The organism is Massilia aurea, assembly GCF_040790145.1.
GTDB lineage: Bacteria > Pseudomonadota > Gammaproteobacteria > Burkholderiales > Burkholderiaceae_D > Telluria > Telluria aurea_C.
On record NZ_JBFMMP010000007.1, the window covers coordinates 97,290 to 120,670 of the forward strand.

Below are 23,381 nucleotides of genomic sequence, written 5' to 3' on the forward strand. Positions count from 1 at the left end.
GCATGCACACACCGCGCCTCTCCACACGCCTGAGTCCCCACATCGCCCTGCTGCCGATGGCGCTGACGGTGCTGCTGGCCTATGTCGGCGGCGCGCTGTGGACCTTGCGCACATCGTTCACCGCGTCGCGCACCTTCCCGTCCGATACGTATATCGGCGTGGCGCAGTACGTGCGCCTGTTCGACAACGAGCGCTGGCTGCTGTCGCTGCACAACCTGGCCGTCTACGGCGCGGTGTTTATCGTCGCCTGCATGGTCATCGGCTTTTTGCTGGCCGTGTTCATCGACCAGAACGTGAAGGGCGAAGGGCTGCTGCGCACCGTGTTCCTGTATCCGTATGCGATGTCGTTCATCGCCACCGGCCTCGTATGGCAATGGCTGCTCGCGCCGGGCAGCGGCATCGAAGGCGCCGTGCGCCAGCTGGGCTTTCCCGGTTTTTCGTTCGACTGGATCGTGCACCAGGACCTGGTGATCTACACCGTCGTCATCGCCACCGTGTGGCAAGCCTCGGGCCTCGTGATGGCGCTGATGCTGGCCGGCTTGCGCGGCATCGACCCAGAGATCTACAAGGCCGCGCGGCTCGACGGCATCCCGGCCTCTCGAGTTTATCTACAAATTGTGCTGCCGATGCTCGGCCCCACTGTGGCCACCGTGTCCCTGCTGCTCTCCACCGCCGTCGTGAAACTGTTCGACGCCGTCGTCGCAATGACGCAAGGTGGGCCCGGCATCGCCAGCGAAGTGCCGGCCAAGTTCATCATGGACCATCTGTTCCTGCGCTCGAACATCGGCCTGGCCTCGGCTGGCGCCGTGACGCTGCTGGTGCCGGTGCTGGCCCTGCTCGCGCCGTATGCGTATGCGCGCAGTCGCCGCGCGCGGATCCAGGGAGGCCACGCATGAATGCGCCGCACATGTTCACCCCGCCGCTGCCGGTTGCGAGCCGTCCGGCCGCGCGGCGCAAGCGCGGCTTGACGCCTGCGCGCATCGGCGTGTACGCCTTCCTGTTCAGCGCTGCGCTGTTTTTCCTGCTGCCGCTGTATGTCATGGTCATCACGTCGTTCAAGCCGATGAGCGAGATCAGGATGGGCAATGTGTTCGCCCTGCCCGGCGTGGCCACGCTGGGTCCGTGGCGCGATGCCTGGGGCGCGGTCAGCCAGGGCTTCTGGAATTCGGTGGCGATCGCCGTGCCCAGCACCGTGATCCCGATCCTGCTCGGCGCGATCAATGGCTACGCGCTGTCGTTCTGGCGCCCGCGCGGCGCGAACCTGCTGTTTGGCGTGCTGCTGGCAGGCGCCTTCATTCCGGTGCAGGTGATGATTTATCCACTGGTGTGGATGATGGCGCATGCCGGTGTCTTCGGCTCGCTGCCGGCGATCGTCGTCGTGCACGTCATCTTCGGCATGCCCCTCATGACGCTGCTGTTCCGGAATTACTATGCGTCGGTGCCGCACGAATTGTTCCAGGCTGCGCGCATCGATGGCGGCGGCTTCTGGCGCATCTTTTTGCAAGTGATGCTGCCGATGTCGCTGCCGATCATCGTGGTCGCCGCGATCATGCAGGTCACGGGCGTGTGGAACGATTACATCCTGGGCCTGGTGTTCGCCGGACGCGAGAACCTGCCGATGACGGTGCAGCTCAATAACGTGATCAACACCACCACCGGCACGCGCATGTACAACGTGAACATGGCCGCCACCATCCTCACGGCCGCCGTGCCGCTGGCGATTTATTTCATCTCGGGACGCTGGTTCGTGCGCGGTATCGCCGCCGGCGCCGTGAAAGGCTGACCCTCATGTCGAATGTCCATCTGCGCAAACTGTGCATCAATCGAGGCAACAACGAGATCATTCGCGACCTCGATCTGCAGATCGCGCCGGGCGAATTTCTCGTGCTGCTCGGGCCATCGGGCTGCGGCAAGTCCACGCTGTTGCACAGCATCGCCGGTCTGATCGACATTTCGGGCGGCGCCATTGAGATCGGTGGGCGCGACATGAGCCACGCAGATCCGAGCGAGCGCGGGATCGGCATGGTGTTCCAGTCGTATGCGCTGTATCCGTCCATGACGGTCGAGAAGAACATGTCGTTTGGCCTGCGCATCTCTGGCACGCCGAAGGCGGAAGTGACGCGCCGCGTGCGCCGCACGGCCGAGATGCTGCAGCTCGATGCCCTGCTCGATCGCAAGCCGGCGCAGCTCTCGGGCGGCCAGCGCCAGCGCGTGGCGATCGGGCGCGCGCTGGTGCGCGAAGCGGGCGTGTACCTGTTCGACGAGCCGCTGTCGAATCTCGACGCCAAGCTGCGCGCAGAACTACGGCGTGAGCTCAAGCTGCTGCACCAGACGCTTGGCTCGACGATGATCTACGTAACGCACGACCAGGCCGAGGCGATGACGCTGGCAACCCGCATCGTCGTGATGCAGGGCGGGCGCATCCAGCAGATCGGCACGCCGGCCGAGGTCTACGACACGCCGGCGAACCGCTTCGTGGCGGGCTTTCTCGGTTCGCCGTCGATGAATTTTGTGGACGGCGATATCGATGCGAACGGGCGCTTCAGCGCCGGCACGTTCACGGTACAAATCAGGCGTGGCGGCGGCGCCGGCGCCGTGACGCTGGCCGCGCGCCCGGAACACATCCACATCGACGATCACGGGCCGCTATGCGCCAGCGTCACGCTGGTCGAGCCGATGGGGAATCACCAGGTGGTGTGGCTCGACTGCGCCGGCCAGGCGTTATCGAGCATCGTGCACGATGCGCGGCCGCTGGTGGCTGGCCAGGCCGTGCGCTTTGCGATCGACGCGGGCCGGGTGTCGCTGTTCGATCGCGCCACCGGCAAACGCCTGTAAAGAGAGGTGTCAGATGCAGGTGAATGCAGTATGCTTGACGGTTATTTTGATCAAACATTGAACAAGGATCGCTCGTGGCGACAATCAAGGACGTAGCGCGGCTGGCCGGCGTCGGTCTCGGCACCGCCTCGCGCGTGGTCAGCGGCAAGGGCTCGGTATCGCCCGCCACGCTCGAACGCGTGCGCAAGGCGATCGACGAGCTGGGTTTTCGCCCGTCGCATGCGGCGCGCGCCCTGCTGTCCGGCACGAGCCGGATGGTGGGTGTCTACATCCCTGTTTTATCGGGCACCTTCTACACGCCGATCCTGCAGATCATCGACACCGAACTGCGCGCGGCCGGCCTGCACATGGTGGTCGCCTTCGGCGTGGGCCTGGGCGACGCGCGCAACCAGGCCATCGAGGGCATCGAGTTCCTGATCGAACGCGGTTGCGATGGCCTGATCATGATGACCAGCGCGCTGACGGCTGAAGACATCGCGGCCCTTGGCGCCAAGCGCCGCATGATCGTCTCGCTGAACCACGATTTCACCGACCTGCCCGGCCAGTGTTTTACCGTCGACCATGCGCTGGGCGGGCGCCTGGCAGCGTGCACGCTGCTCGAGCACGGCCACCGCGACATCGCCGTGATCTCGGGCCCGAATGCGCTGGTCGACAACGTGGCGCGTATCGACGGCTTCATGCATGAACTTCTGGCCGCCGGCCTCGACACCGATAAAGTCTGGATCGCCGAGAGCGACTTCTCGCCACAGGGCGGCTGGCTCGCGGCCAAGGCCCTGGTCGAATCGAAGACGCCGTGCACGGCGCTCTTTTGCGCCAACGACGAGATGGCGGTGGGCGCGCTGTCGTACTTCCAGGAAGCCGGCATCAGCGTACCCCGCGATCTGTCGGTGATTGGCTACGATGACACGCCCAGCGCCGAATTCGCGGCGCCGCGCCTGACGTCGGTGCACATGCCGTGGCGCGAGATGACCCTCAGCGGCGTAAATGCCCTGCTCAATCGCTGCTACGACTTGGGGCGCCCGGTCACGCGCACGTTCCCGGTCAGCGTGACGATGCGCGCATCGCTGGCCAACGCCGGTGTGGGCAAGGCCAACCCCAAACCCAAGCGCGGGGGCAAAAAGACATGACGCCACTGGCGACGCCAGCACGGGCCGCGCGCGGCCATTTTTTTGAACACGAACTGGAAAGCTTTCCAACAGCATGCCGATGCTTTCCCCGATTTTCATTCAGACCTTGTTGACCAGATAAAGCGAGACCCATGACCACTGCCAACCGCCCCGAGCCACAAGCGCCGCAGCGCAGCGATTTCGCCCGCGACTTCCTGTGGGGCTGCGCCACATCGTCGTACCAGATCGAAGGCGCCGCCCGCGACGACGGCCGCGTCGAATCGATCTGGGACCGCTTCGCCGCCACGTCCGGCGCCATCCGCGACGGGTCGGACGGCCTGGTCGCGTGCGACCATTACCACCGCTGGCCGGAAGACTTCGATATCGCGCGCGGCATGGGCCTGAACGCCTACCGCTTCTCGATCGCGTGGCCGCGCATCTTCAGCGAAGGTGGCGGCGCCCCGAACCAGAAGGGCCTGGATTTTTATTCGCGCCTGGTCGATGGCATGCTCGAACGCGGCCTGCAGCCATGGGCCACGCTGTACCACTGGGACTTGCCGCAAACGCTGCAGAATGCGGGCGGCTGGGAAAACCGCGCGACGATTGACGCGTTCCTCGAGTACACCGATGCGATGACGCGCACGCTCGGCGACCGCGTCAAGCACTGGATCACCCACAACGAGCCGTGGTGCACGGCGATCATCGGCAACTTCGAAGGCTGGCACGCGCCCGGCAAGACCGACCTGAAAGCGGCATTGCAGGTCGCGCATAACGTGCTGGTCTCGCACGGCAAGGCCGTGCCGTTGATCCGCGCGAATGTGCCGGACGCGCAGGTGGGCATGGCGGTCAGCCTGCACCCGCTGCGCGCGGCCAGCGACAGCGCCCTCGACATCGCGGCAAAGGAACGCCACGACGGCCTGCGCTACCGCTGGTTCCTCGATCCGCTGTTCGGTCGCGGTTATCCTGAGGCGACGCTCGCGCAGGTGGGCGCTGCGGCGCCCGACGTCGCGCCGGGTGACATGGCCGCCATCGCGGTCAAGACCGACTTCATGGGCGTGAATTACTACTTCCCCGAAGTGGTCGCGCATGCGGCCGGCCACGCGCCGCTCGATGCGAAGGTGCTGCCGACCACGCAGGGCGAAATCACCGCGATGGGCTGGCCGGTGGTGCCGGAAGGCCTGGCCGAACTCTTGCTGCGCATCGAGAACGACTACCACCCGGGCCCGATGTACGTGACCGAAAACGGTTCGGCCTTCGACGACGTGGTGGGCGCCGACGGCGAGATCGACGACGTGCAGCGCCGTCATTACCTGATGCGGCACCTGGCGTCGCTCAAGAGTGCCATCGATAGCGGCGCGCCAGTGAAAGGTTACTTCGCCTGGAGCCTGCTCGATAATTTCGAGTGGGCCGAAGGTTACCTGAAGCGTTTCGGGCTGGTGCACATCGATTACCTTACACAGCAACGCCGCCTCAAGAGCAGCGGCAAGTGGTACGGCGCGTTCCTGCGCCAGGCATGACTATTTAAAAAACAACCATAGAACGAGACAATCCATGACAACTACGCTTCGCCCTTCCGTCCTCGCCATTGCGATCGCCCTTGCCCTGCCTGCCTTCGCGCACGCCGCCCCCGTCGATACCAAATTGGCCGACTGGCCACGCGTCACCAGCGCGATCAAGCAGGACGCCGCGCTTGAACAGCGCGTCCGGGACATCGTCAGCAAGATGACGCTGGCCCAGAAGGTCGGCCAGATGACGCAGCCCGAGATCAAGACCGCCACGCCGCAAGACGTGACGACGTACTACCTTGGCTCGGTACTCAATGGCGGTGGCAGCTGGCCGAACGGGAACAAGGCGGCCAGTGCCAAGGAATGGCTCGATCTGGCGCAGGCGTATCACGAAGCGTCGATGAAGACCGACATGGCCATCAAGGTGCCGGTCGTGTGGGGCACCGATGCAGTCCATGGCCACAACAACGTGCCGGGCGCCACGCTGTTCCCGCACAATATCGGGCTGGGCGCGGCGCGCAATCCACAGCTGATGCGCGAGATCGGCGCGGCCACTGCCAAGGCCGTGCGCGCGACCGGCATCGCCTGGGTGTTCGGGCCGACGCTGGCCGTCGTGCGCGACGATCGCTGGGGCCGCACCTACGAAAGCTATGCCGAGCATCCGGAAGTCGTGCGCAGCTACGCCGGCGAGTACGTGGCCGGCATGCAGGGCGCGTTCAAGAGCGATGCCAACACCATCGCCACCGCCAAGCACTTCATCGGCGATGGCGGCACAAAGAACGGCAAGGACCGCGGCGTGACCGAGGCCAGCGCCGTTGACCTGATCAACATCCACGGCGCCGGCTACGTCCCGGCGCTGGCGGCCGGCGCGCAGACCGTGATGTCGTCGTTTAACAGCTGGACCGATACGGCCGCCGGCGTCGAGCATGGCAAGCTCCATGGCAGCAAGGTGGCGCTCACCGATATCCTCAAGGGCAAGATGGGTTTTGACGGTTTTGTCGTCACCGACTGGAATGGCATCGGCGAAGTGAAAGGCTGCCGCAACGACAGCTGCGCCCAGGCGGTCAACGCCGGCAACGACATGTTCATGGTGCCGGACGACTGGAAAGCCTTTATCGCCAACACGATCAAGCAGGTCGAAGCGGGCGAGATTCCGATGGCGCGCATCGACGACGCCGTCACCCGCATCATCCGCGTCAAGCTGCGCGCCGGCCTGTTCGACAAGAGCCCGGCCCAGAATGCGTATGCGGGCAAGGATGACGCGATGCAGGCGCGCGCGCTGGCGCGGCGCGCCGTGCGCGAGTCGCTCGTGCTGCTCAAGAACGAAGGCCCTGCCCTGCCGTTGAAACGCGGCCAGAAAATCCTCGTGGTGGGCAAGAGCGCCGATGAGCTGGCGAACCAGAGCGGCGGCTGGTCGATCACGTGGCAAGGCACCGCCACCACGAATGCGGACTTCAAGAACGCCGACACGATCCTGGCCGGCATTCGCGAAGCGGCGGGTAGCGACAACGTGAGCTTCAGCCTCGACGCCAAGGGCATCGACGTGTCGAAGTTCGACGCCGTCATCGTCGTCATCGGCGAGCGCCCGTATGCGGAAGGCGATGGCGACATCCACCCATCGGGTACGCTGCGCCATAGCAGCCGCTATCCGGAAGACCTGGCGGTGCTGAAGGCGGTGGCCGGCAAGGGCAAGCCGGTCATCACGCTGATGGTCACGGGCCGCCCGGTGTACGCCAACGACCTGCTCAATCTGTCGGATACCTTCATCTCGGTCTGGCTGCCGGGTTCCGAGGGCAAGGGCGTGTCGGACGTGCTGTTCGCCGGCAGCCAGCGCCATGACTTCCGCGGCACGCTGCCGTTCTCGTGGCCGAAGTCGGCCTGCCAGGTCAAGCTCAATGTCGGCGACAAGGATTACGCGCCGCTGTTCGCTTATGGCTATGGGCTCAAGGCCGGCACGCGCTCGAAACTCGGCAAGCTCGATGAGACGATCCCGCAGGGCGGCTGCAGCGCCGGCAATACCTTCCCGGTGTTCAGCCAGGCCGACCGCACCAGCTTCCCGCTGGCGATCCGCAGCAGCCAGCAAGCCACGGTACTGAGCGCGGACCTGAATGCGAGCTTCACGCTGCCGGGCATCGTGGTGACGACCGCGCAGGTCAATACGCAGCAGGACGCGAAGATGGGCGCCTGGACCGGGCCGGCGACGCTCGAAGCGCGTGGCGCGCGCACCATGACCGTACCTGCGGCTGCCGTGAAGGATGGCGTGCTGCGCTTCGATACCATCGTCGCCAAGGCGCCGGCCGGCAAAGTCACGCTGGCGATGCGCCAGGGCGCGGATAGCTTTGAGCTGGATGCAACAAGCCTGTTCAAGCGTCTGGCCGACGGCGGCAAGCATACGGTCTCGATTCCGCTGGCCTGCTTCCAGACCAAGGGACTTGATCTGGCCAAGGTCGATACGCCGTTCAGCGTGACCAGCAGCGGCGCGTTCACCGCCGCCTTTGCCAACATCGAGATAGCCGGCGGCGCCGCCAAAGAGGCCGATGCCGTGCAGTGCGGGGAATTCAAATAACGGCAGGTCTGGGATCTTCGCGGTCAAGAAGCGCCGGGCGATCACCCGGCGCGCATACGGCCTGCTTGATTACTGAACAATATTCCGCTTCGCGCGGCGTTTCGGCTATCCTGTCGGATCAAATTTTTAGTCTGCACCAATAACGGAGACACCATGCAGAATCCCATCCAGACCCCGACCGTGGCCAGCGCAGCGACGCAGGGCGAAAGCAATCCGCATACCGGCGCGCTGTTCATCGTCACCATCCTGTTCTTCATGTGGGGCCTGATCACGTCACTCAACGACGTCCTGATCCCGCACCTGAAATCGATCTATACCCTCACCTACATGCAGGCGATGCTGGTGCAGCTGTGCTTCTTCGGCGCCTACGTCGTTGTCTCGCTGCCGGCTGGCGCGCTGATTCGCCGTCTCGGTTACCAGAATGGCGCCGTCGCCGGCCTGCTGGTCGCGGCCACCGGCTGCGCCCTGTTCTATCCGGCGTCGAACGGCGGCTATGGCCTGTTCCTGTTCGCGCTGTTCGTGCTGGCCAGCGGGATCACGATCCTGCAGGTGGCGGCCAACCCGTACGTCACCGTCCTTGGCCCTGCGCGCACCGCCGCCAGCCGCCTGACGCTCACGCAGGCGTTCAATTCGCTGGGCACCACGGTGGCGCCGGCGCTGGGCGGCTTCCTGATCCTGTCGACCGTGGCGCTGTCGGCCGACCAGCTGGCGCTGCTGCCGGAAGCCGACCAGGTTGCGCACCGCGCGGCCGAAGCGGCTGCGGTACAGGGCCCGTACCTGGGCCTGGCCGCAGCGCTCGCGCTGCTGGCCGTGCTGTTCGCACTGGCGCGCCTGCCGAAGATCGCGTTCCAGGACACCACCACCGCCGCCGTCGACGGCAAGGGCGGCGCGATGGCGTACCGCCACCTGGTGCTCGGCGCACTGGGGATCTTCCTGTACGTGGGCGCTGAAGTCAGTATCGGCAGCTTCCTGATCAACTTCATCGGCGAGCCGCACATCGCGGCCCTGTCGCATGCCGATGCGGCCAGCTACGTCAGCCTGTATTGGGGCGGCGCGCTGGTGGGCCGCTTCATCGGCTTCGCCGTGATGCGTTACGTCAGCCCGGGTAAATCGCTGGCCGTCACCGCGCTCGGTTCGATGGCGCTGGTGCTCATCGCGATCTTCACCGACGGCAGCCTGGCGATGTGGGCGATCATCGCGGTTGGCCTGTGCAACTCGATCATGTTCCCGACCATCTTCAGCATGGCGCTGCACGGCCTTGGCAAGTTCACGGGCCAGGGCTCGGGCATCCTGTGCATGGCCATCGTCGGCGGCGCCATCGTGCCGTTCATCCAGGGCATCCTGGCCGACACCATTGGCCTGCAGATCTCGTTCCTGGTGCCGGCGGCGTGCTACCTGTTCATCGTGTACTACGGTGTGAAGTATGCCAATCTGCACCAGCAGAAGGTGGTGACGGAATAAGCGCCAACAGCTACAGTTAGCCGCAAGACCGTCGTTCCCGCGCAGGCGGGAACCCAAGTGTGCCAGCGTTTCGATAACGCGAACAACTTGGGTTCCCGCCTCCGCGGGAACGACGTTTTGAGGGTGCGGAAACTGCGTTGACTGCACCGCCGGTTAGCCGATTACCGGTTCAAACGCTTGAGCAGCTGCGCGCGCACCATGCGCGATGCGTTGTCGTCCATCGGGCCGAGCAGCCCCCGCGCCCCCGGCGGGATATGCGCCGCGGTGTCGGCATCGGCCTCGAACACATAGTGCCGGAACAGTTCAGCCCACGCCGCGCGCTGCGCTGGCGGCAGGTCGCGCACCGTCATCAGGGCGTGCATCAGGGCGTTGTTGGGCGTGTCCATCCAGCCCGGCGACTGGCGCCACCAGTAGTTGACCAGTACATTGACATCGTCGAGCGCTTCGACGTGGTGCCACCACATCGATGGGATGAACAGCGCATCACCCGGCGCCAGTTCGGCGCTTTGTGCGCTCGCCAACGCCTCGGCAAAGCGTGGAAAGCGTTTGAAGTCGGGCTGCGCGAAATCCACCAGGCTGACTGGTTGCCCGGCCGGTGTCAGGTCGATCGGGCCCACATACAGATTGTGCTGCTGGCCAGGCGGGAACAGCGTGAAGCGGCGCCGGCCGGCCGCGATGCAGGCCAGGTTGTCGGGTAAATCGTAGTGGGCGGCGATGCGCGTGCGGTTGCCGATCCAGATGGACGCCAGCGGGTCGCGCGAGCCCAGGTCGATGTCGTTCTCGGCCCGGAAACCCGGCAGCGCGCCGTCGATCGTGGTCGAGCCGACGTAGATCGCTGGCGGCGTTGGCGTGGACACGTACTTTGCCAGTTCATCGAGCACCGCATCGAGACGCACTCGCAGCGACTGAAAATTGAAGCCGTCGAGCGCCGCATTGTAGAAGAAGCGCCCGTCGATTTCGGGTGGGCCGAGCATCGCATTGACGGTGGCATCGCCACACCAGCGGCGCAGGTAGGCGATGGCGGCCTGCGGCGCTTCGCGGCCGGCCGCCACCACCGGCCAGCCGGCCACCAGGCCGCGCAGCAGCAGCGGCTCGGTCGACGCCAGGATCGTCGTATCGAGATCCGCCGGCGTCAAACCGACGATTTCGCGGATGGCGCTAACGGCGGGCGGCATCGCGCTGATTCCGGCGATCGATCAGGTTGCGGAAGTTCGACAGCGAGGCCAGTGCGAAGTAGATTGGGGCAAGGTAGCCGGCCGCGTGCAGTTCGGCGATGGCCGCGCCATCGAGCGCGCCGAGGCGTTCTTCGTGGATGGTAAAGAAGCCGCCCAGGCGGTTCTGCGCGCCGCTGTCGAATTCCATGTCGAGTACAAAAGCGTCGAGCAGCTCGTGGCGCTTGAGCGCTTCGAGAAAGCCGATATTGGCCTGCACGCCATTGTGGATGTTCGACAGCATGGCGCTGACCTTTTCCAGATACCCGGTGTTGCCGCCATGCGGCATGAATACCGGTTCGCCTTCGGTCGTACTCACGCGCGGGTGGTCGAGGTCGACCTGGATCATCAGCTCGTCGCCGTTGCGGCCGATGTAGAACGGCTGGCGCTCGTGCATCCATGGCACGAGCGGCGCGTCCCAGCGGCCATCGATCAGGAACAGGTTTTCGTCTTCGGTAAAGCCCAGGAGCGCGATCGCTTCGAAGTTGGCGCCGTCTTCGAGCTGGCGGAAGATGATCGGATAGATCCCCTGCAGGGAGCGAAATTCGTCGGCGAAGGTGGGCACCCAGGCGACTTCGCTGCCCAGGCCGGGACGGTGGCCGGCGACGATGCGCAGGTCCTTGTGTTCGATATTGTTCAGCAGGGCGATATTGGGCATGGATGTCTCGTTGTCGTTGTTCGAATCACGCGGTAAAACGGCAACGGCGGGACGGCTGCTGCCGACCCGCCGCTGCGGTTGCAGGGCCGGTGTGCGGGAAAGTCTACTCCCGAACGCCGGCGCCGGCCAGATGGTGCGCTATCAGAATTTGTAGCGCGCCGCGAGCATGTAACGTGGACCCGATTGCGTCACGAACAGCACCTGCTGCTTGGTGCGGCCATGCGTGCGCTGGATCTCGTCGGTCAGGTTGATGCCCTCGAACGACACCGACAGGTTCTTGTTGACGTTGTAGCCCACGCTCAGGTCGAGCTGGCCGTACGCTTCGACGTAGTTCGGGTTCGGGCCCGAGCCGTCGAACGTCGACGACAGGAACTCGTCGCGCCAGTTGTAGGCCGCGCGCACATTCCACTTGTCGTTCTCGAAGATACCTACCAGGTTGGCCGAGTCGCCCAGGCCGACCAGCGCGAACTGCTCGCCGACGCTGCCGTTGTCGTACTTCAGGCCCGAATTGACGTAGGTGTAGTTGGCCTGCACGCCAAAGCCGCTGTTGCCGAACATGTGCTGGACATTGAATTCCAGGCCGCGGATGTTGGCCTTCTTCTGGTTCGAGTACGACGTGATGCGGAAGTTCGCGACCGGATCGGTGCCGATGGCCGTGATGGTGCCGGTGGCGTCGCCCGATGCATTGTTCGGCCCCGCGACCACGCCTGGCTGGCCATTGAAATTGCGGAAGATGTAGTTGCGGATGCAGGTGGTGTCCGCCGTGGTGCAGCTGCCCAGCGCCGCATTCCAGTAGGCGCCGCCGACCGGCGTGCGCACGCCGAACGGCTGGGCGATGATCTGCGACTGGCCGGCGTAGTTTTCAAGCTGCTTGCGGAAGTGGTTGATCGACACAAAGCTCTGGCGACCGTAGTACCACTCGAGGGCCAGGTCGAAGTTCTTCGACTTGACCGGCTCGAGCGCCGGGTTGCCCTGCGAGCCGGTGCCGCCCTCGACACGCGCCAGCGTGTCGAGCACCTGGCCGCCGGCGATCTGGTCGTAGCGTGGACGGCCAATGGTATGGCCGTAGCTGAAGCGCCCCTTGATGTCGTCGCGCAGCGCGATGTCGGCGTCGAAGCTTGGCAGCACGTGGCTGTACTTGCCCTTCAGGGTCGTGAAGCCCGACTCGCCGAACACCACCGGCAGCTCGTTCTGCGAGACCCAGCTGATCGCGACCGGGGTCGGCACCAGCGCGGTGGAGCTCACGTCGGTCTTTTCGTAACGGACGCCAAGCGAGGTATTGATCGGGAAGCGCGTCGCGAACTCGGTATTGAATTGCAGGTACAGGCTCTTCGATTTCTCTTCGGTGCGGCGGTCGGTGTCGTAGGTGGTCTTCGGCAGGTACAGCTGCGGCAGGCCGGAAGCCTGGGCCACGATGTCGCGGATCTGGCCAAAGTTGAAGGTATGGAAGCGATCGAACAGGGCCGGGTTGCCGCTGCCATTGACCTGGTCAAAGTACTTGCCCAGGCTGTCGACGGTGAACAGGCTGGCCGGGTAATCGGAGGCCTGCGTCGCGCCGCCCCAGGTGTCGCGCTGCTGCACCGAGAACGCCGAGCGGTAATCGACCTTGGTCGCGCCCAGGCCGAACTTGACCTCGGACGCTTCCATCACTTTCCAGCTGCCGTGGGTCTGGATCTGGTCGACCTCGGTCTTCATGTAGCCGTTCTCGAACACCGAGCCGGTGACCTGCTGCGGCGCGCGCGCGTAGTCGGCGCCCTGGATGCTCAGCACCGGGAAATCCTGCGAGAAGTCGGCGGTGGTGTTGCCGCGGCTGAAGCTGGCGGTGCCGATCACATTGCTCGATCCCCAAGGGCTGTCCGGCGTCGATTCGGCCGACGAGCTGTGGGCATCGAGCTCGAAACGCAGGTCGGGATTGACGCGCCAGACCGTATTAAAGCCCAGCGATTTGTTTTCGCTCCTGGTCGCGAAGTCCGACACGCCCATGGCGATGTCGGCGTTCCCGGCCGGGATGAATTCGGTATAGGTCAGCGGGCCGGCGATCGGGCCGTCGGTCCAGCTGCTCGACGACGGGCCGAAGTTGAACCACGCCGACATGTCGTTGCGGCGGGTGTGGATCTTGTTTTCCGAATAGGTGTAGTCGAGGGTGCTGGTGATCGACTTGTTCGGCGCGAACTGGAACACCACCTGGCCGTTGGTGCGCTCGCGCTGCACGCCGCTCAGGTTGTAGTTCAGGTTCTGCGGGGTCTGGTACAAGTCGTTCGGGCCGGGACGGTTCGTGATCAGCTCGGAACCCGGCTGGCCCGGCAGCGGAATCGCGCCGTAGGTTGCCTGGTCGCCGCGGAACGGGCCCTTCCAGCCGTTGGCCACCGACGCGCGGTTGTAACCCAGGTTGCGCTCCTGGTAGCTGGCCGACAGGCCGATGCCGAAGCGGCCGTCGGCCGAGGTGTTCGAGTAGATGCCCGAGATTTCAGGGGTCACCTTGTTGCCGTGCTGGAGACCGTCCGGCAGGTTGGTCGCCGACGTGTCGTGCACGCCCTTGATGCCGACGCTGGCCTGCATGCCAGGACGCGACAGCGGACGCGCGGTGATCACGTTGATGGTCGCACCGACGCCGCCGGTCGGGGTCTCGGCGCGGCTCGATTTGTACACTTGCAGCTGCGAGATCGCTTCGGACGCGATATTGGCGAAGTCGAACGCGCGGCCATTGCGGTCGCCCAGGTTAGACACCGGCATCTGGCGGCCGTTGAGCAGCACCAGGTTGAAGTCGGGGCCGACGCCGCGCACGGTGATCTTCGATCCTTCGCCGATTTCGCGGTCGATCGACACACCCGAAATGCGCTGCAGCGATTCGGCCAGGTTCGTGTCGGGGAATTTGCCGATGTCTTCGGCGACGATGCCGTCCACGAAGCCTTGTGCATTGCGCTTGAGGTTCATCGACGATTCGAGACTGGCGCGCAGGCCGGTCACGACGACGGTTTGCGTGCCGTTCTGGGCGGGGCCGGTGATCGATGCGGTGGGGTTGCTGGCCGCGTCGACCGCCTGGTCGGGAGCACTGGTCGCGGTCTCGGCTGGCGGCGTGCTGGCCGCTTCCTGGGCGAACGCCGGCATGAACGCCGCGCACGCGCTGGCAACCGCCAGACTGATCAAGGTCTGTTTAGCCTTTGGGTAGTACATGTCTTCTCCTGTTTTTATAAATATGACCGTGCTCAGACACGGTGTCTCCGCCATCCGGTTGCGTCGCCGCTGCCCCCGGGTACTGCCTTTCAAGCCCGGGCGCCTCCCTGCCCGGCCATGCACCACCATGCGGCGCAGCGAGACCGATCGGCTGGTACCGATGGCCTCGTTGCGTGGATTACCTGGTGCGCGCTGCACTGTTTCATGTGTCCTCGGCTCCTTGGCGGGATACGCCGAGAGGGGATCGAAGCTGGTTTGTCTATCGCATGGAAACGTTTCCATGCTGTGATCTGAATCTTAGAGTTATGAAAATAAATTGTCAACGGAATATTCTGTAACCTCACCGAGGTGTGTGACGTAGTTTCGCAACACTTTGGTGCGCCTGGTACATTGACCAGACGTCACAGTGGCAGGCGTCGAGCGGCCGTCCCTACGTTGACAGCGATTTTTCGGCTCGTTATAGTGACTTGACGTTTTGGTAACGTTTCCAAATTGGAGCATCGATGCACCATTTTCTGGCCCGCCGCGCGCGGCGCTTCGTCGGCGCAGCACTGTTCGCCGCTGTCTGTGTCACCTTTGCCAGCGCCGCGCATGAAGTCGCTCCGGCTCCCGCGTTTGCCTGGCCCGGCGGCGCGCGCGCCGCTGTCAGCCTGGCGTACGACGATGCGCTCGACTCGCAGCTCGACAACGCGCTGCCGACGCTCGACCGGCATGGCGTCAAGGGCACCTTCTACCTGCAGCTATCGAGCCCGCCGGTGGCGGCGCGCCTGCGCGAGTGGCGCGCGGCGGCCGCGCGCGGCCATGAACTGGGCAACCACAGCCTGTTCCACCAGTGTTCGGGCGCGTTCCCCGATCGCGGCTGGGTCGTCGCGCACCGCGACCTGGCGACTACCAGCCGCGAGCAGATGGTTGACCAGGTCGTGCTGGCCAATACGATGCTCGAGGCGATCGACGGTCAGCGCGAACGCACCTACACCGCGCCGTGCGGCGACGTGCAGGCGCTGGGTGGCGCTTATCTGCCGGCGCTGCATCCGGCGTTCGTTGCGATCAAGGCGGGGCATGGGCCGGGCGTGCCGGCGTCGATGGCGGCGGTGGATCCGTATGCGGTGGCCTCGGTGGGCCCGGTGGGGAGCAGCGGCGCGGAACTGATCGCGCTGGTCGAGCAGGCCGTTGCACGCGGCACGATGGTCGCTTTCACCTTCCACGGCATCGGGGGCGACCATCTGAGCGTGCCGTCAAAGGCGCATGAAGAACTGGTGCGTTACCTGGCCGCGCATCGCGACGTGGTCTGGACCGACACGTTCCTCAACATCATGAAACACGTGAGGCGGGAGCAGACGCGCCTGCCCCGGCCGGCGCCTTGACCTTGACAGTGACCGGCTCAGCGTAGCGACAGCGATTCGGTCGCACTCACGCCCAGGTGCAGCGCGGTGCCATGGCGCGCCAGGTCGCGGCCCAGTACCAGGCGCAGGTTGGTCGGTGCGTTGCGCCCGACTTCCTGCAACTGGGCGCTGCCCAGACGCTGCGCCAGGCGCCGGGCGGCATCGAAATACGCCGCTTCGTATTCGATGCGCGTGTGGCGCACCGCGAAGCCGGGCTGGTTCGACAGGCGCGTGACCTGCATGCCCGGCTCGTCGATCCGGCGCGACAGCGCACGTGCCATGCCGGTCACGCCGTTGCCGTTGCTGATCTCCAGCTGCGTCACGTGCCGACCCAGCGCGGGCGGCTGCGGCGCGTCGTGGTGTGTGCTGCCGCCCGCTCCTGTACCTATGACTGTGCGGCGCAATGCCATCATGCCGTCTTCACCAACCTCGACCTGTTCCTGCGCCCAGCCGGGATGGGCCGATGGCAGCGGCGCCCCCATCGCCTGGCCAAGCGAGGCGACCGCAGTCTGGCCACCGGCGGCGGCGAAATCGGCGCGCAGGTCATGCTGGCGCAGCGCGGCGGCCTGCCGGAACATCTGCTGCGCCCGCTCATCCTGCCCCTGAGCGCCCAGGGTTTCGCCCAGCAGCTGCCACGCGCGTGGATTGAGCGGATCGAGCAGGCAGGCGCGTTCGAGCGCGGCGCGGGCTTGGTCGTGATCGCCGTCCAGCAAGTGGGCGTGTCCCAGGTTGACCAGCAGGTAGGCCTTGTCCGGCGCGGCGTCGCGTACCAGCGCGGTAACCAGGTCACGCCAGATGGCGATCGCCGGTGTCAGTTCGCCGCTTTCGGCATGCAGTGTCGCCAGGCCGTTGCGCGCGCCCGGATGGCCAGGCGCCGCCTGCAGCGCGGCGCCGTAGGCGGCGCGCGCGGCATCGGGTTGTCCGGCCAGGTGCCGGTCGCGCCCAAGCGCGTAGGCCGCGTCGGCCTCGGCCAGGGGGCCGGTGGTGCGCGACACGAACGGTGCGCAGGCCGCGAGGCCGGCGCACAACAGCGCCAGCCGGGTCAATCGGCTGCATCGGGTCAACGTGGTGGTGCGGGTGGTCGTCGGGCGCATTGTTTTCTCCATTGGTTCAGTTAGCACCGGGCAGTGCCTTCAGGGCGCGTGAAATCTGGATCGCGGCCGGTCCGAGCAGGACCATCATCAGCGTCGGGAAAATACAGAAAATCAGTGGGAACAGCAGCTTGAGGCCGATGCGCGCGGCGCACTCCTCGGCGATCATGCGCCGCTTGTGACGCAGGTTATCGGCGTACACGCGCAGCGAATCGCCGACGCTGGTGCCGAAGCGTTCCGACTGGATCAGCATCGCCACCAGTGTGTCGACATCGTCGACACCCGAGCGCAACGCGAAATTGCGCAGCGCTTTTTCCTTGCTGAAGCCGGCGCGCATTTCCATCAGCACCAGTTGCAGCTCCTGTGCCAGCACCACGCTCTTGATGTGGATTTCGGCGGCCACCTTGACCATTGCCCGTTCCAGGCTCAGGCCCGCTTCGACGCAGACGGTCAGCAGGTCGAGCGCATCGGGGACGGTCTCGAAGATCTCGCGCCGACGCCGTTTGATGCGCCGCGCCAGCACGACGTTGGGCAGGTAGTAGCCGATCGCCGCACTGGCCACCAGGACCATCAGCACCATCCGGCTCGATGCGCCGCCACGCAGGAGCATTACCGGCGCCACCATGGCCGGCGTCAGGAGCGCCAGCGCGGTCTTGGATGCGAAGTACAGTGTCGGCACCGATGGATTGCGCCAGCCGGCGTTCATGAAGCGGGTGCGCAGCGTCGACTTTTCCCAACCCTCGTCGGGGATGGACAGCCGGGTGAGCGGACGGACAATACCAGCCACGCGTTCGGTCCAGCGCAGGCCCGGCATGCTGGCCTCCGACGGCGCGCGCTGGCCGAGGAAGTGGCGCAGGCGTTCGCGCAGCGCCAATGGTGCGAACAGGGCCAGCGCAACCCAGGCCAGCATGCAAATGACGACAAAGATAACGAGCAGGAACAGCAGCTGAGCGGCATTCATGGCAGCCTCACACGCGAATACGGATGGTCTGGCGCAGCCACAGCACGCCGAACACGATCATGCCCAGGCCGTACCACAGCAGGCGTACACCGGCCGGATCGGTCCACAGCATGCTGATGTAGTTCGGGCTGCTCACCGCCAGCATGCCCATCACGCAAAATGGCAGCAGGCCGAGGATCCAGGCCGACATGCGCCCTTCGGCCGACAGCACCCTCACTTGGGCCACGAGCTTCAGGCGCGCGCGGATGATGCCGCTGATATTGCCGAGGATTTCAGCCAGGTTGCCGCCCGAGTCGCGCTGGATCAGCACCGCGATGACCAGGTAGCGCAGGTCGGTCAGCGGAATGCGCGCGGCCAGGCCGTGCAGCGCTTCGTTCATCGGCACGCCGTAATTGATCTCTTCGCGCGCGATGCGAAATTCGCCGGCCAGCGGCTCGGGAAGTTCGTTTCCGACGATCTGCAAGACGTTGGTAAACGAGTGACCGGCGCGCAGCGCGCGCGCGATGAAGTCGGCGGCCTCGGGCAATTGCAGCTCGATGCGCACCAGGCGCCGCCTACGCATGCGATGCACCAGCCACCAGGGCAGGGCCAGGCTGGCGCCGCTCAACGCCAGGCGCAGCAGCAATGGCAATGACCAGGCGGTGGACAGGATCAGTACCAGTAGCAGGCAGCCGAACGAGGCGATGATGAAGTGGCTGACGGTCCAGCTGGCGCCGGCCTGCACCAGCAGCGCATCGATGCGCTGGGCCAGGACGGCGCGGTGCAGCAGGCGGTCCAGCGCAGGCTGGGGGCTGTAACGGCGCTGCTTGAGGATCGAGATGCGCTCGCCCGAACGCGCCTGCAGCGAGCCGGACATGACCTGCAGGCGGCGCGCGATCCGGCGCGCGGCCGCGCCATGGGTGCCCATCCACCACAGGTAGAAGCCTTCGACCGCCAGGATCACTGCGGCGAACAGCAGGATCACGAAACCGTAGAACAGGGTGTCCATGGTGCGCCTCAGTCGAAAATGCGGTCGGGGTCGAAGGCGTCGTCCGCCACCGGCACCCCGAACAATCTGAGGCGGTCGGCAAAGCGCGGCCGCACGCCGGTGGCGCCGAAGTGGCCGAGTACTTTGCCCTGCTGGTCGACGCCGCTCTGTTCGAAACGATAGATCTCTTGCATCGAGATGATCTCGCCTTCCATGCCGGTGATCTCCTGCAAGCTCACCAGCTTGCGCGTGCCGTCGGTCAGGCGCGAGACTTGCAGCACCACCGTCACCGCCGAGACAATCTGCTGGCGGATCGCGCGCGGCGTGAGGTTCACGGCGGCCATGCTGACCATGTTTTCCAGGCGCGACAGCGCGTCGCGCGGCGTATTCGAGTGGATCGTGGCCAGCGAGCCTTCGTGGCCGGTGTTCATCGCCTGCAGCATGTCGAGCGCCTCGGGACCGCGCACCTCGCCCAGGATGATGCGGTCGGGGCGCATGCGCAGCGCATTGCGCACCAGTGCGCGCTGGGTGACTTCACCCTTGTCTTCGATGTTCGGCGGCCGGGTTTCCAGGCGCACCACGTGCGGCTGGCGCAGTTGCAGTTCGGCGGCGTCCTCGATCGTCACCACACGCTCGCTGGCGGGAATGAAGCCCGAGATCAGGTTGAGCAAGGTGGTCTTGCCACTGCCGGTGCCGCCCGAGATCAGGATGTTGACCTTGGCCGTGCCCAGGCCTTCGAGCACCTGGATCATCGGCGGGGACATGCTTTTATAGTCGAGCAGGTTCTGCACCGTCAGCGGACTGCCGCCGAAACGGCGGATCGACAGGATCGGACCATCGACGGCCAGCGGCGGGATGATCGCGTTGACGCGCGAGCCGTCCGGCAGGCGGGCGTCGACCATCGGACTCGATTCATCGACGCGGCGCCCGACACGCGAGACGATCTTCTCGATGATCTTCATCAGGTGCGCGTTGTCGTGGAACGTGACGTCGGTCAGTTCGAGCCGGCCGCGCCGCTCGACCCAGACCTTGCTTGCCGTGTTGACCAGGATGTCCGAGATCGTCGGGTCGGCCAGAAGCGGTTCGAGCGGGCCGAAGCCGAGCATTTCGTGCTGGATGTCGAGCACCAGGTGGTGGCGCTCGTGCTGGTTCAGGACGATGCACTCGTCTTCGATGATGCGCTGGACCAGCAGCGCCAGCTCGTGCTTGAACTGTTCGGCGGTCAGCCGCTTCAGGCGCTCCAGGTCGATCCGGTCCAGGATCATCTGGTGCATCAGCTTCTTGAGCTCCTGGTAGGCATGGTTGGGGGCTTCCTGCGATTCGGCGCCGGTCGGGCGCTCGGGACCGGACAGCGCGAGGCGTTCGCGAAGGGACATCGATGTCTCCAGAGCGTGGTTGAAACAGGGGGAAGGACGTCAGTCGTCGGGATTCTGGCGTCCGAACAGGCGCTCGAGCAGGCCGCGGCTTTCCTGGACCCGGTGCGCGGTGACCAGTTCGACCAGGTCGGCCAGGCTGCGCGCGGCGGCGCTGGCGCGCGACAGTTGCAGCACCGGCACGCCCTGGTTCACCGAATCGGTCACGGCGACGTAGTCGTTGGGGAAGGTGTGCACCACTTCGCAGCCGAGCGCCGCGTGCAGGTCTTGCAGGCGCAGCTTGCCGCCCTTTTCGTAGCGGTTGACGATCAGGCGGATGTTGTCGAGCGCGTAGCCGAGCGAGCGGAAGATGTCGAGCAGGCGGCGCGCATCGCGGATGTCGGGCAGCGCCAGCTGCAGCAGCGGGTAGATGGTGTCGGTCACGTCCAGCGCGCGCAGCGATACGGCATCGATCTGGCGCCCGACATCGAGCAGCACATAGTCGTAGTGCTGGCGCGCCACGCGCAGGATGGTGTCGATGTGCTCGGGCTTGGCCTGCTTTTCGTGGGCCGGATCGTCAGCCGCAGCCAGCACGCCAAAGCCCGGCGTGACATGCACCAGGCACGATTCGAGAAATGGCCCGTCCACGCGCGCGATCTGGGCGCACACGTCGGACATCGTCATCGCCGGCTTCTGGTCCGACACGTACAGGGCGGCGTCGCCGAACTGGCCGTGCAGATCGATGAGCAGCACCTTCTTGTTGGCCAGCGTGGCCAGCGCATAGCCGAAATTGGTCGAAATGAAGGTGGCGCCGCTGCCGCCCTTACAGGCGATAAAGGCGAGCACTTTACCGTCGCGCATGGTGGACACGCCGGCGGCGCTCGCGATCCGGTCCATCGCCTCATGGAAGGCGCGGTGCTCTAGCGGCAGTTGCAGCAGCTCGCGTACGCCGGCGCGCATCGCCGTGATCAACAGGTCGGGCTGATGCTGGGTGGTCAGCAGCATCAGCTGCGAAGTCGGGTACTGGCGGCCCAGGCGCTCGAGCAGGTTTGCCTCGGACGGTTCGAGGTTGCTCGCATCGACGATCACCAGTTGCGGCGCGTCGGCATCGGGCCGGTCCAGCGCCTCGCGCAGGCCCTCGCGGGTCGCGGCCAGGTGCAGTGGCGGCATCCGTGCGGCGCCCTGGGAGGCGAGTTCCGCATACAGATGACTGTCACGGCTGATCAGGAGCGCTCTCATGAATTCCTCGGTCAATGGGGCTGGCTGCGCGTGTTCATCGCGTGCCAACCATGGGCGCCGGCTGGCCGGTTGCCGGACTGGCAAACGCGCGCTGGTAGTTATCGATGGCGGCGCGCGCCGCCGGGCCATCGAGGCCCAGGGCTGGATTGCGGTTGGCGCCAGCGCCCGGATCGATCGTCTGCGCCGCCAGATTGCTGCTGGTCGCGGTGCCGAACTGGCTGTCCCAATGCGGCGTCGCCGATGTGCAGCCTTGTGCGCCGCAGACCAGCAGCGCCAGCACCGCCCAACGATTGAAGGTGGTTGTCATCGCGCTCTCCCTAGTGCAGTTCGAAGCCGCCAGCGGTCTGCCGCGGTGAGGATGCCGCGGACGCGCCCCCGGGAGCCGGGCTGCCAGCGGCCGGCTCGCCTTCCAGCCGGCCTCCCAGCAGCACACCGGCGCGCGATGGCACGATGAACTTGTCGGTGGGAAGGCTCAGGCTTCCCCCTGGCAGCGGCTTGACCAGGCGCGCCGTGATGACGAACACCAGTTCGGTACGCTCCTCCTGGAAGTCGGTACTGCGAAACAGCGCGCCCAGCACCGGCACGTCGCCCAGTCCCGGCAGGCCCTTCATGTTGGCGACGACGTTGTTGCGTACCAGGCCGCCGATGGCGAAGCTCTGGCCGTCATACAGCTGCACCGTGGTGCTGGCGCGACGCGTGGTCAGGAGCGGCATGATGGCCGTGCCCGAGATACCGGCGGCGCTGATGCCGATCCCCTCGCGCGACAGCTCGGACACCTCGGGCGCCACCTTCAGGTTGATGCGCCCGCCGGCCAGCACGGTCGGCGTGAAACGCAGACCGACCCCGAATTCACGCTCTTCCAGGGTGACCTTGCTGTTTTCCTGCGCCACCGGGATGAAGAACTTGCCGCCAGCGAGGAACGAGCCTTCCTGACCGCTGATGGCCAGGACGTTCGGCTCGGCCAGGATGCGCACGATGCCATCGAGCTTGTCGGCCTCGACGCCGAACCGGTTGCCGTTGGTCTTGAGTCCGGACAGACCGGCGAGTGCCTTCCCGCTGAGGAAATCGGTGACCAGCGTGGTGGTCCAGCTGCCGGAACCGAAGCTGAAGCGGGCCCCGGTCTCGAGACGCTCGAGCAGCGTGCGCGCGACTTCGGCCACCTTGACCTCGAGCTGCACTTGCTGCGGCGCGCTCACGGCCAGCAGGTTCACCACGCGGGCGCCGCCCCCGACCGCAGCGCCGCCAGTGCCGGCGCCGTTGCCGACCAGGATCACGCCATCGGTCGCGTTGTCCTTGTCGGCCGCGGGCAGCTGGCGCAGCGGCCGGCGCACGTAGGCGCTCGCCAGTTCCACCGCGCGGGCCACGGCCGTCGCATCGCTGACCGTGCCGGTCAGGACCAGGGTATCGTTGGCCGCCATCACCCGGATCGCCTTTTCATCCGGCATGGCTGCGGCCAGCATGGCCTGCAAGCTGCTCGGGTCCATCGCGACCGTGATGTCGATCACGCTGCATGCCCCGCTGCGGCCCTGCACGATCATATTGGTGCTGCCAACGTCGATGCCGGCGATGTACAGCGTGTCCGGCGCGACCAGCATCGCCTGCACCACGGCCGGATCGCCGACACTGCGCCGGCGCACGGGTTCCGGCAAGCGCAGCATGGTCGACTTGCCCATCTGGAGCGCCATGACGGCCGGCCGCGCCGCCGCGCCCTGGCAACCCGTTTCGATGCGCGTGGCCGTCTCTGGCGCCACGGCTTTCCGGACTGCGGGCGCAGCGGCCGGCGCCAATCCACTCATGCCGGCCAGTGCGGCCGCCAGGCAGGCGTGCAGTGCGATCGTGGGACGTCGGTTCATGATCGATCCAGTCGTAGACA

At 65.8% G+C, this 23,381-nt stretch carries 18 protein-coding genes; 8 read left to right on the top strand and 10 right to left on the bottom strand.

The annotated features are described in order from the left end of the window. The first annotated feature begins 2 nt into the window (after window positions 1-2). The 7 genes from AB2N08_RS12670 to AB2N08_RS12700 all read left to right on the top strand — a co-directional run bounded on the left by AB2N08_RS12670 (window position 3) and on the right by AB2N08_RS12700 (window position 9,473). Window positions 3-896 carry a carbohydrate ABC transporter permease gene (locus tag AB2N08_RS12670; RefSeq protein WP_367611004.1) on the top strand — a complete coding sequence of 298 codons (894 nt, stop codon included), beginning with the start codon at window positions 3-5 and terminating at the stop codon, window positions 894-896. Next, complete coding sequence (locus AB2N08_RS12675) at window positions 893-1,783, top strand: carbohydrate ABC transporter permease (protein ID WP_367611005.1); 891 nt, start codon at window positions 893-895, stop codon at window positions 1,781-1,783. The genes AB2N08_RS12670 and AB2N08_RS12675 overlap by 4 nt, the downstream gene beginning before the upstream one ends. Window positions 1,784-1,788: 5 nt before the next feature. Beyond that, on the top strand, window positions 1,789-2,835 hold the full coding sequence (locus AB2N08_RS12680) for an ABC transporter ATP-binding protein (protein WP_367611006.1): 1,047 nt from the start codon (window positions 1,789-1,791) through the stop codon (window positions 2,833-2,835). A gap of 74 nt (window positions 2,836-2,909) precedes the next feature. Continuing rightward, window positions 2,910-3,962, top strand: a complete 1,053-nt coding sequence (locus AB2N08_RS12685) for a LacI family DNA-binding transcriptional regulator (RefSeq protein WP_367611007.1) — start codon at window positions 2,910-2,912, stop codon at window positions 3,960-3,962. Window positions 3,963-4,093: 131 nt separating this feature from the next. Next, window positions 4,094-5,458 carry a GH1 family beta-glucosidase gene (locus AB2N08_RS12690; RefSeq protein ID WP_367611008.1) on the top strand — a complete coding sequence of 455 codons (1,365 nt, stop codon included), beginning with the start codon at window positions 4,094-4,096 and terminating at the stop codon, window positions 5,456-5,458. A 34-nt stretch (window positions 5,459-5,492) separates the two neighbouring features. Continuing rightward, window positions 5,493-8,012 carry a glycoside hydrolase family 3 protein gene (locus tag AB2N08_RS12695; protein ID WP_367611009.1) on the top strand — a complete coding sequence of 840 codons (2,520 nt, stop codon included), beginning with the start codon at window positions 5,493-5,495 and terminating at the stop codon, window positions 8,010-8,012. Between the two features lie 153 nt (window positions 8,013-8,165). Then, on the top strand, window positions 8,166-9,473 hold the full coding sequence (locus tag AB2N08_RS12700) for a sugar MFS transporter (protein ID WP_367611010.1): 1,308 nt from the start codon (window positions 8,166-8,168) through the stop codon (window positions 9,471-9,473). A 161-nt stretch (window positions 9,474-9,634) separates the two neighbouring features. Here AB2N08_RS12700 and AB2N08_RS12705 read toward each other — a convergent pair whose 3' ends face one another. From AB2N08_RS12705 to AB2N08_RS12715, 3 genes are all read right to left on the bottom strand, one after another. Further along, the gene (locus AB2N08_RS12705) at window positions 9,635-10,648 is read right to left on the bottom strand and encodes a cupin-like domain-containing protein (protein ID WP_367611011.1); all 1,014 of its coding nucleotides are present in this window, start codon (window positions 10,646-10,648) and stop codon (window positions 9,635-9,637) included. Further along, complete coding sequence (locus tag AB2N08_RS12710; protein ID WP_367611012.1) at window positions 10,632-11,342, bottom strand: SapC family protein; 711 nt, start codon at window positions 11,340-11,342, stop codon at window positions 10,632-10,634. Before AB2N08_RS12710 ends, AB2N08_RS12705 begins: the two co-directional genes overlap by 17 nt. Window positions 11,343-11,483: 141 nt before the next feature. Beyond that, a complete protein-coding gene (locus tag AB2N08_RS12715; RefSeq protein WP_367611013.1) occupies window positions 11,484-14,516 on the bottom strand; it encodes a TonB-dependent receptor in 3,033 nt (1,010 codons plus the stop codon). A 503-nt stretch (window positions 14,517-15,019) separates the two neighbouring features. Between AB2N08_RS12715 and AB2N08_RS12720 the strand changes: the two genes are divergently transcribed. Next, on the top strand, window positions 15,020-15,880 hold the full coding sequence (locus AB2N08_RS12720) for a polysaccharide deacetylase family protein (protein WP_367611014.1): 861 nt from the start codon (window positions 15,020-15,022) through the stop codon (window positions 15,878-15,880). Between the two features lie 17 nt (window positions 15,881-15,897). Here AB2N08_RS12720 and AB2N08_RS12725 read toward each other — a convergent pair whose 3' ends face one another. The 7 genes from AB2N08_RS12725 to AB2N08_RS12755 are packed head-to-tail and all read right to left on the bottom strand — an operon-like array spanning window position 15,898 to window position 23,361. After that, on the bottom strand, window positions 15,898-16,992 hold the full coding sequence (locus AB2N08_RS12725; protein ID WP_367611015.1) for a tetratricopeptide repeat protein: 1,095 nt from the start codon (window positions 16,990-16,992) through the stop codon (window positions 15,898-15,900). A 16-nt stretch (window positions 16,993-17,008) separates the two neighbouring features. Further along, window positions 17,009-17,950, bottom strand: a complete 942-nt coding sequence (locus tag AB2N08_RS12730; protein WP_367611016.1) for a type II secretion system F family protein — start codon at window positions 17,948-17,950, stop codon at window positions 17,009-17,011. A 7-nt stretch (window positions 17,951-17,957) separates the two neighbouring features. After that, window positions 17,958-18,938 carry a type II secretion system F family protein gene (locus AB2N08_RS12735; protein WP_367611017.1) on the bottom strand — a complete coding sequence of 327 codons (981 nt, stop codon included), beginning with the start codon at window positions 18,936-18,938 and terminating at the stop codon, window positions 17,958-17,960. 8 nt (window positions 18,939-18,946) lie between these two features. Further along, a complete protein-coding gene (locus AB2N08_RS12740; protein WP_367611018.1) occupies window positions 18,947-20,293 on the bottom strand; it encodes a CpaF family protein in 1,347 nt (448 codons plus the stop codon). Between the two features lie 39 nt (window positions 20,294-20,332). Continuing rightward, entirely contained in the window at window positions 20,333-21,508 is a 1,176-nt protein-coding gene (locus AB2N08_RS12745; RefSeq protein WP_367611019.1) for an AAA family ATPase, read from the bottom strand. Window positions 21,509-21,542: 34 nt separating this feature from the next. Beyond that, window positions 21,543-21,815 (bottom strand): hypothetical protein, encoded by a 273-nt coding sequence (locus tag AB2N08_RS12750; RefSeq protein ID WP_367611020.1) that lies wholly within the window; start codon window positions 21,813-21,815, stop codon window positions 21,543-21,545. 10 nt (window positions 21,816-21,825) lie between these two features. Further along, the gene (locus AB2N08_RS12755) at window positions 21,826-23,361 is read right to left on the bottom strand and encodes a type II and III secretion system protein family protein (protein WP_367611021.1); all 1,536 of its coding nucleotides are present in this window, start codon (window positions 23,359-23,361) and stop codon (window positions 21,826-21,828) included. Window positions 23,362-23,381 lie beyond the last annotated feature (20 nt).

What these genes read in the sequence shown, in the direction of transcription:
- AB2N08_RS12715 (WP_367611013.1), bottom strand. Translation starts at nt 14,516, where the DNA reads ATGTACTACCCAAAGGCTAAACAGACCTTGATCAGTCTGGCGGTTGCC.
- AB2N08_RS12700 (WP_367611010.1), top strand. Translation starts at nt 8,166, where the DNA reads ATGCAGAATCCCATCCAGACCCCGACCGTGGCCAGCGCAGCGACGCAG.
- AB2N08_RS12710 (WP_367611012.1), bottom strand. Translation starts at nt 11,342, where the DNA reads ATGCCCAATATCGCCCTGCTGAACAATATCGAACACAAGGACCTGCGC.
- AB2N08_RS12690 (WP_367611008.1), top strand. Translation starts at nt 4,094, where the DNA reads ATGACCACTGCCAACCGCCCCGAGCCACAAGCGCCGCAGCGCAGCGAT.
- AB2N08_RS12670 (WP_367611004.1), top strand. Translation starts at nt 3, where the DNA reads ATGCACACACCGCGCCTCTCCACACGCCTGAGTCCCCACATCGCCCTG.
- AB2N08_RS12680 (WP_367611006.1), top strand. Translation starts at nt 1,789, where the DNA reads ATGTCGAATGTCCATCTGCGCAAACTGTGCATCAATCGAGGCAACAAC.
- AB2N08_RS12720 (WP_367611014.1), top strand. Translation starts at nt 15,020, where the DNA reads ATGCACCATTTTCTGGCCCGCCGCGCGCGGCGCTTCGTCGGCGCAGCA.
- AB2N08_RS12735 (WP_367611017.1), bottom strand. Translation starts at nt 18,938, where the DNA reads ATGGACACCCTGTTCTACGGTTTCGTGATCCTGCTGTTCGCCGCAGTG.
- AB2N08_RS12750 (WP_367611020.1), bottom strand. Translation starts at nt 21,815, where the DNA reads ATGACAACCACCTTCAATCGTTGGGCGGTGCTGGCGCTGCTGGTCTGC.
- AB2N08_RS12745 (WP_367611019.1), bottom strand. Translation starts at nt 21,508, where the DNA reads ATGAGAGCGCTCCTGATCAGCCGTGACAGTCATCTGTATGCGGAACTC.
- AB2N08_RS12675 (WP_367611005.1), top strand. Translation starts at nt 893, where the DNA reads ATGAATGCGCCGCACATGTTCACCCCGCCGCTGCCGGTTGCGAGCCGT.
- AB2N08_RS12725 (WP_367611015.1), bottom strand. Translation starts at nt 16,992, where the DNA reads ATGCGCCCGACGACCACCCGCACCACCACGTTGACCCGATGCAGCCGA.
- AB2N08_RS12705 (WP_367611011.1), bottom strand. Translation starts at nt 10,648, where the DNA reads ATGCCGCCCGCCGTTAGCGCCATCCGCGAAATCGTCGGTTTGACGCCG.
- AB2N08_RS12740 (WP_367611018.1), bottom strand. Translation starts at nt 20,293, where the DNA reads ATGTCCCTTCGCGAACGCCTCGCGCTGTCCGGTCCCGAGCGCCCGACC.
- AB2N08_RS12755 (WP_367611021.1), bottom strand. Translation starts at nt 23,361, where the DNA reads ATGAACCGACGTCCCACGATCGCACTGCACGCCTGCCTGGCGGCCGCA.
- AB2N08_RS12730 (WP_367611016.1), bottom strand. Translation starts at nt 17,950, where the DNA reads ATGAATGCCGCTCAGCTGCTGTTCCTGCTCGTTATCTTTGTCGTCATT.
- AB2N08_RS12695 (WP_367611009.1), top strand. Translation starts at nt 5,493, where the DNA reads ATGACAACTACGCTTCGCCCTTCCGTCCTCGCCATTGCGATCGCCCTT.